This window comes from Endozoicomonas sp. ONNA1 (assembly GCF_024606325.1).
Taxonomy (GTDB): domain Bacteria; phylum Pseudomonadota; class Gammaproteobacteria; order Pseudomonadales; family Endozoicomonadaceae; genus Endozoicomonas_A.
The window spans coordinates 1-8,432 of the sequence record NZ_JAHHPN010000397.1 but is presented as its reverse complement, the minus strand read 5'-3'; the positions used below and the strand labels follow the sequence as shown (position 1 = coordinate 8,432).

The window sequence follows — 8,432 nt, the reverse complement described above, 5'->3', positions numbered from 1 at the left end:
AATTTCTTGCAATCCTCGCTACGGACGCTTAAGTCCGACAGGCTGCTAGATGAATATTGAGCAGCATGCCTCAAAACTTATTGTGAAAGCCTGCTGTTAGAGAATAACGGGCGTTCGTCACTTGATAAAAATAGTGAAAAAAAAGAGAAAGTTAGACAATGCTGGAGATTTATCTGAACGGAATGTTATTAAGCGGTGGTTTGATCATAGCCATTGGCAGTCAGAATGCTTTTTTACTGGCTCACGGCTTACGTCGAGAGTCTCCTGTTCTGATTGCCACCCTATGTGCAGTTTGTGATGCCTTGCTAATACTGGCTGGTGTTATGGGTCTTGGTACTCTTATTCAGAGTAGTAATACACTGCTTGAACTAGCCCGCTGGGCAGGCGTTGTTTATTTGACCGGATTTGGCCTGATCTCACTGCGGCGCAGTTTCAAAACTGAGCAGCTCAAGGCTGAAGGGCAGGTGCAAAAATCGGTTCGGGCTATTGTGCTTTCAACTCTGGCGGTCACCCTGCTTAACCCGCACGTTTACCTTGATACGGTCATTTTATTAGGCAGTATTGGTGCTCAGTACGGTGAACAGCGTGGTTATTTTGTACTAGGGGCTGTCACCGCATCACTCATCTGGTTCTATGGGCTTGGGTTCGGTGCTGTGAAGCTGGCTCCTCTGTTATCCCGCCCGTTGGCATGGAAAATCATTGATCTGGTGATCTGTCTGATTATGTTCAGCATGGCTCTGAGTCTGGTGCAAATGGACCTGGTGCATATTTTATAACCTTTCTGTCTAATGAATTATGCTTCCGGGTTTCATTTCATTGACTATTTTGAAGATCAAGTACTTTTTTCTTAACAACTGGATGGGTGGTTACTGTCCGATCGGACAGAATCTTTGCTAAGGGTTCTATGAAAAAGGGTTGATCCGATGAGACTCAGGCTCGTAAACAGTGTCGTCTTGTTCTTGCTCAGTGTGTTCTGCTCACTGGCTTTAGCCAAGACCTATTCAGACAATCTGGTGCTGGTGGTCTATGAAAGTAATGCTGAGGTTAATATGGTGCTGGCCTCGGCAGACAATCCCGAGAAGGTACTGGCCAGCTCGGTGGCCTCTCCGGTTCATGTCACTTACAGTCGGTCAAAGGATGAGGAAGACTATTATGAGGCTTCACTCACCGGTATGGGTCATCCGGGCAATCTGGTATTTCGTGATTCAGAAACGATTCTGTTTGCTAATGCTCTTGATAATCTCAGGAAATCAGCCCGCTTCCATTGGCTTGATCTGAAGGATGATGACACAATCAAGCTTGACGCCGTTTTCGTCGGTATTGCCGGGTATAAAGACCATCACAAAAAAGCCCTTGTGGTGGGTGACCGAGTCGTCTTCAAAGAGCAGTACATTCGCGAGAACATGGAAGAGGTTTTGAAGCTCCGTCATTTCCAAATGTCCCCCGATAAGCAGTTACAAATGGATTCAGATACCCGTCTGATGGCCAAACTGGCCAAACAGAAAGCGGGTGAAGACGTCGAGTTAAGGGATCTGGATTTTATTCAACTGACTACCTATGCCATCGGTTACAGAATTCGGGATGGTGTAATGCGACATGATCGGGTGACCTATGACAGTGAGGGCGGGGATTATGAATATGGCGTAGCTATCCAGGTATTCTTCCTTGATCAACTGCCAGCAGCCTGTACAGCCAGTGATTTTGACACACTGGATCTGAGGCATGTACCGGTTCTGAAAGCCATGAATGCTATGCCAACCGTTGATGTTTATAGACACGCACCTAAGGGTGAATACCTCGCCTACCCTGATCTGGGCTATAGCAAAGCGGAACAGGCGCGGTTGAATACTACACTGCCTACCAGAAAATTTAATCACCTGTTTGTTCGCTTGAAAGATAGGAAAAATGAAGCCGGCTATCTGGGCTTCTGGGTGTTGCAGCAGAATAAAGTGCCAGAGGGTGTCACTGAAAAAGACTGGTATGCCGGTCAGGATACGCTAACCCAATGTGCCAAGACTACCTTTATTCCAGCCATCAAAAGAGTGGTAGAGGGGCTGAGCGAACAGGGTATTGGTAAGGATAAAGATGGTGCTAATCTGCCTCTGATTATGGTGGGAGAGTTTCCGCTGGGGCAGACAGCGCGGATGAGAGAGGCACTTAATGAGATTCTGAGCGAGGAAGATCTGAGGCGCATTGTCTGGTTGAAACCTCACGAGTACCGGCAGCTTCTGGCAAAAGCGGGTATCAAGCTGGTCAGGAGAAAGAAACAGGAGTCACCTTGTGCAAGCAAGTCAGGCAACTTCTGTTTTTCAGCTGATCCGTTATAAAAGGGGGGAAGACAACCGCGATGCATTGGAGCAATCTCATAAAACGAGTCTTATAGACTTCTTTGGTAGGAATATCACAAGCCTATAGAACTTGTCTGCAGATTGCGTAATGGCTGCAATTCGTTCGGCTCCATTTCTGATACCGTCGGTTGTCTTTTGAACTTCTTGATCGCCAGATAGACTGCGATGGTTGCAATCACAACAACTGCAGTGCCTCCTGCAGCAGCCACAGTTCCCCAGGGTGTATCCTCTGCCGATCCTGAAGCTGATGTTGAGGCTGATTGCGAAGCTGACCCCGCAGCAGCCAGAGCAGTAGGGGCTTTTTGGTGATTGAAGAATTCAAGGCCCAGAGAAATTTCTTGCATTCGTACCTCCGTCTTCCGGCCATCCTCCCTAATCTCATCGTTTTCAGTGGCCAGATAAGCCTTATTACCCACAAAAATCGGGCGCAGAGACTTTGTTGGTGCAGGTTTAAATGTGGTGGCGAAACGATGGATGTTGACTTGATTTTTATAAGTAAGCACTGATAATCGTCCATCGCTGTTGTAAATAATGGCGTGCAAATAATCTTTCGTTGTCGTCAGCTTCACGGCTGCAAATGAGTCTGGTGTGCGGGAAGAAAAATCAATCTCATCTTCAATAATAAAAGCGCTATCCATCTGTCCATTGTCAGTGGCAAACCGGCGAATAGACAGTCTCCCTTCCCCAGGGTTGTATAGGGCAACGTAGGCGTGGTTTTTTTTGATCAGGATGTCCTGCTGGCTGTTGACTGAGTCAATATCATCGTCAATGGCGTTGATTCTTTCTTCGCCATTATTGCCAAAAGAGGCAGAGGGGGTTAGCTGTTTACTGTCGTACTGTCTGATAAACAGGGGATGGTTGGCATGTTCATCACTTATGCCTAACACATAAAAGTGTTCGCCATCGGGTGAGAGCTCCAGATTAAGCGCTTGCTCCTTATCAAGCCGCCCACTGTTTTCAGGATACTTTCTGGAAAGCATGCGCTCTCCCTGGCGGTAACGTCCGACAAACAGGCTGTTATCGATGGTTCCCGTTAAATACATAGCACCCTGATGAAAAGCGGTATCACTTATTTGAAGATTCTCAGGGAATTCGTCGCTATGTATTCTGACTCCTCTTCTGGATCTGTGTCTGTCAGTGACATCTAACCTGAACAAGATCGTTTTTTCTGAAGGTGTTGTTGAGATAAGGTCAAGGTGAGAGCCTTTGGTTTCATGAACAACCTGCCCTGCCAGAGGCTGGTAGCCCACCAGCATATTTCTGAAACGGGACTGGACGGGGAGGTATCTCACAATACCGCACCAACCAAATCCGTGATCCGGTTCAGAGCCTTTATAACGAACCAGGATAATTTCTTGACGAGGTTCTTTCCAGCGCGACTTAGGCTTAATGACAACGTAAATTCGCTGGGTTTCGGGGTCATACACCTGGAAGAGAGGTTTGCCCTCCAGTGACGGGCAGATAGGCTCGGAGTCGCTTAAATAAGCTGTGGAGGATGTACTGGATTTACTGTGAGTCAAGTCCTTATACGACGAAGGATTTGTAGATGGCGGAACTGACGAAGTTGACGGGGCTGACATGATGCTCTTTTCCTCGCTGCAGTCAAATCCGCCCTGTGTGCAATCAACTCCGGCCAACAATGTTTGTGGTTTGGAGAATGCTTTTGGAAACGGTAGATAGCCATCCTGACCGTTCCAGACAGCACGATTGAAAGAGGTAGCATTATTGGAACCACCGGGGTCTGCAAACTCATTCAGTACTGTAGGAAACCGGTTGTTTGTCTGTTTGGTGCCATTTATTCGGGCAAGTTCACGGTAGGGGGTGTTAATGCCTTTAAGCATTGGCAGCTGCGATGCATCACCGGCATTCCAGAGTGTGCTGCTCAAACCGGTCAGGTTTGATTTGAGAGCGTTTTTCGATACTCTTACGACACCTACATTATATCCTTCCTGACCACCAAAAGTACGGTGATACTTTGTGAATGTATCCAGATTATTCTTAATACGCTCTCCCATCCAAACTTTTGCCACTGCTCCGCTTGTGCCGTAATAGCCTCTGTTCTTAGCTTCAAGTGACCCGGTATTGACATTGTTGTAAACCAAGACCGGATTGACAGGCGCGTCAGCAACTCCGGAAACGCCACCGACGTAATCATAATCTTTCGAAATGACCGCTCCGGCATTAAGGTTATCCTGAACGCTTCCGACCTCAACGCCTCCTGCAATACCTCCGGCATATGATGACCAGCTATCAGTATTGACAGTTCCGGTATTTACATTTTGAACAACAGTAGCATTGTATACTTGCCCCGCTATTCCACCGGCGTGTGTACGATCATAGTTGTTGAAAATGCTGCCTGTATTGAGGTTTTTGCTGACCAGGGTTTGCCCGGATGCCCTCCCCACTATTCCACCCCTGTTTCCTGCATGTTTAACGTAGACGATACCCGGATCATCTGTGGATGACATTTTTCCAGTGTTCAGGTTATTTGATACTCTGGCTGCTGCTGCCTCTCCTGCAATCCCCCCGGAACTTTCGGTATGGCTAACAGTGACGTCGCCGACATTCATATTATTGAGAGCAGCGCTTCTTTTCAGTGTTCCGACAATGCCACCGGCAGGCGAGGAACCTGCACCCCCGGAGATGATCGCTCCGGTATTCAGGTTATTTGAAATGGTAGATGTCTGATCGGCCAATCCAGCGATACCACCTGTGCTGGCGCTTGATGCTGTGATTACAGTGCCGGTGTTTACACTGTCGTGTATGACGCTGTCTGAAACACTGCCTGCCAGACCTCCGGCATGACTGTTAGAAAACTTCGTTTTGATGGTTCCGTCATAATTGACCACCTCTTCAATCCTGCTGCCTTTCAACTCTCCCACAAGCGCACCTGTCGGGCTCCTAAACCCGGCACCGGTCACTTTTGGCTGTTTTAACAGGATCCGCCTGATGATGCTGTTATTTAATGACCCGAACAAGCCGGTTGCAGTTTTATAGGCTGACGTTGAAACCTCAAGGCCAGAAATGACATGGCCGCCGCCATCCAGATTGAGAGAAAACGGAACGGAGACATTGCCAACGGGTTCCCAGGGAATGAGGCTCAGGTTGATATCACTGATCAACCGATAGTCACCTTCGACCGGGTGGTCGGCATTCAGATATTGATTGAAATTATTATTGTCCAGCTCGATAGTGTCGGCCCAGCTTTCCCAGTTTGGAATACAAACGACAAGTAACAGCAATAGTACAGACGACTTTTTGTTGATAGTCAGTAGCCGATTCTGATTTCTTATCAGACTTTTATTCATTGAAGAACTACCGTAGAGATAATGATAATAAATAATCGTACCCGTCTATATAGACCATGTGATGTCATCATGCAGAAAGATGCAGAGAACCGTGAGAAAGCTTCTGTTTGAGTAGGGGGTATCAGGGGGAATTTCCTGGTTTGTTTTTGGCTGAGATGATTGGACATTCCAGGGGCTCATTCGCCGGTTCCTGAGAATAGACATTATTGGGTTTCCACATCCTGTTGAATTAGTTCTTTTTTGAACCAGCTCTTGGCGAGTTCGTAAAATGCAACCGTTCCAAGCAGTAAAGTACACCCTGCAAAAAAACCCGTTATAAATCGAGTATTTACCCCAGACGATAAAGTGGCAGGGAATTCTTGAGGACTCAAGTTTTCAAGACCCAGAAAAACTTCCTGCATCCGTACCTGCCTGCTACCCTCCTCAATATCAGCAACTTCAACCGCCAGATAGGCTTTATTACCCAAAAAAACCAGACGCATAGACTCCGCTGTCGCAGGTTTAAATGTGGTGTCGAAACGATGGACTTTGACCTGATCTTTATAAGTAAACACGGACAGTTGTCCATCACTGTTGTATATAATGGCGTGCAAATGATCTCCCGTTATCATCAGCCTGACGGTTACAAACGAACCCGGTGTGAGGGGAGAAAAATCAATCTTGTCGTCAATAATAAAAGCACTATCAATCTGTCCATTGTCGGTGGCAAATCGGCGGATAGAAAGTTTCTCTCTCTCAGGGCTGAATACGGCAACGTAGATTTGATCTTTTTGTATCAGGATGTCCTGCTGACTGTTGATCGTGTCAAAGTCATTGATGGTCATTGCCTCTCTACCATTGTTGCCAAAAGAGGCGACGGGGGTTAGTTGTTGACTGTCGTACTGTCTGATAAACAGAGGATAGGGCACATCGTCATCACTTTTGCCTGTTACATAGAGGCGTTCGCCATCTGGGGAGAGCTTTAGATTGAGTCCTTGTTGCTCATCATATTGGCCAAAGTTTGCAGAATACTTTTCAGAAAAAAAGAATTTTCGTTGGTGATAGCGGCCAACAAATAAGTTGTTATTGATTTTCCCTGTTAAATACATGGCACCCTGATGATGAGCAATATCATTAATTTGAATATTCTCTGGAAATACGTTTTTAATGACACTGAATCGTGCCCGGTATCTTTGGATATCACTCAACGGGAACTCGAACAGCGTCGCTTTTCCTGACTTTGACATTGCAACAATATTGAGGGAAGAGCCGAGCTGAGAGCCTTCGGTTTCGTAAACAACCTGCCCTGTCAGAGACTGGTAAGAAGCCAGCATTCCGGAGTGTTTGGTAGAGGTTGTATAGGTCACAATGCCGCACAGACCAAATTGTTTATCCAGTTCACGGCCTTTGTAGCGAGCCAGAATAATTTCTTTAGAAAACGATTCAGGTTGAATGACGACGTATACCTGCTGGTTTGCCGGGTCATACGCTTGAAACAGGGGCGTGCCTTCTGGTGGCGGGCAGTTAGCTGGCAGGCTGGGTGAATGGGTTTCATAGGGCTGCATAGCTGACGGAGTTTTATCCTCGCTGCAATCAAACCCCCCTTTTGTGCAGTCAATCCCAGCCAGTAATGTTTGTGGTTTGGGGAAAATGTTTAGAAACGGTAAAGAGCCATCCCGACTGTTCCAGACAGTACGATCAAAAGAGGTGGCATTTGCAGCACCACCGGGATCCGCAAACTCATTCAGGGCCGACGGGAACTGATTGTTTGTCTGTTTGGTACCATTTATTCGGGCAAGTTCACGGTAGGGAGTATTAATGCCCTTGAGCATCGGCAGCTGTGATGCATCACCGGCATTCCAGAGCGTGCTGTCTAACAGGGTTACGTTTGATTTGAGGGTACTTTTCGATAGTCTTATGATACCTATATTACGCCCACTACCTCTCTCACTGGTCCATTGATACTTTGTGAAAGTATCCAGGTTATGCTCAATGGCACCTGCCTTCCAAACTCTGCCAGCTACCCCGCTTACGTAGCAGTGGCTGTCCCGGGCTTCAACCGAACCTGTATTGACATTGTTGTACACTGAGGTTGAAAGAGTGGCAGCTCCGGTAATAGCCCCTAAGTGACCGCCAGCATCTTTTGTCATGATTGCTCCGACATTCAGGTTGTCCCGAATGCCTGAACCTTCAGCTTCTCCGGTAATCCCTCCGGCAGATGACTGAAAGTCGTGAGTAGTGACCGTTCCGGCATTAACATTTTGAACAACAGTAGTGTTGACTACATCCCCTGCTATTCCTCCTCCATAGGTACGCCAATCCCTTGTAAAAATGCTACCCGTATTGAGATTTTTGCTGACCAGGCTTTGCCTGGAGGCATGCCCCACTATTCCGCCACTGCTTCCACCTAGCCTACAGAAGGCTCTGGAGTAATCCGAGGCAATTTTTCCGGTGTTGAGGTTATATAATGCCTTCGCAGCTTCTGCTTTTCCTACAACGCCCCCGGAATATTCGGTAAAGCCAACATTAACTTCACCGGTATTAAGATTGTTGTTAGCAATGCTGTCGCTTTTCAGGGTTCCGACGATGCCACCGGCGGGCGAGGAATGTAAATTTCTGGAGACTATTTTTCCTGTATTCAGATCATTTGACAGGGAAGATATCTGATCGCCCAATCCTGCAATGCCGCCTGTGCTGGCGGATCCGGTTGTGAAAACGGTGCCGGTGTTCACACTATCATGTATGACGCTATCAGAAACACTGCCCGCTATACCTCCGGCATGACTGCGAAAACCGG

Annotated in this window: 4 protein-coding genes; 2 read left to right on the top strand and 2 right to left on the bottom strand. The window is 47.2% G+C overall.

The genetic code is table 11. The features are described 5' to 3' along the window. The first annotated feature begins 158 nt into the window (after positions 1 to 158). Both KDK19_RS09135 and KDK19_RS09130 read left to right on the top strand, forming a co-directional pair. Positions 159 to 776: a LysE/ArgO family amino acid transporter gene (locus tag KDK19_RS09135; RefSeq protein ID WP_257255023.1), complete on the top strand. Its 618-nt coding sequence runs from the start codon at positions 159 to 161 to the stop codon at positions 774 to 776. Positions 777 to 923: 147 nt separating this feature from the next. Continuing rightward, positions 924 to 2,327, top strand: coding sequence for a hypothetical protein (locus tag KDK19_RS09130; RefSeq protein WP_257255024.1), 1,404 nt, complete (start codon positions 924 to 926; stop codon positions 2,325 to 2,327). Between the two features lie 74 nt (positions 2,328 to 2,401). Here KDK19_RS09130 and KDK19_RS09125 read toward each other — a convergent pair whose 3' ends face one another. Both KDK19_RS09125 and KDK19_RS09120 read right to left on the bottom strand, forming a co-directional pair. Continuing rightward, positions 2,402 to 5,656 (bottom strand): hypothetical protein, encoded by a 3,255-nt coding sequence (locus tag KDK19_RS09125; RefSeq protein WP_257291788.1) that lies wholly within the window; start codon positions 5,654 to 5,656, stop codon positions 2,402 to 2,404. A 203-nt stretch (positions 5,657 to 5,859) separates the two neighbouring features. After that, on the bottom strand, positions 5,860 to 8,432 hold a 2,573-nt coding region (locus tag KDK19_RS09120; RefSeq protein WP_257291787.1), incomplete at its 5' end, for a hypothetical protein.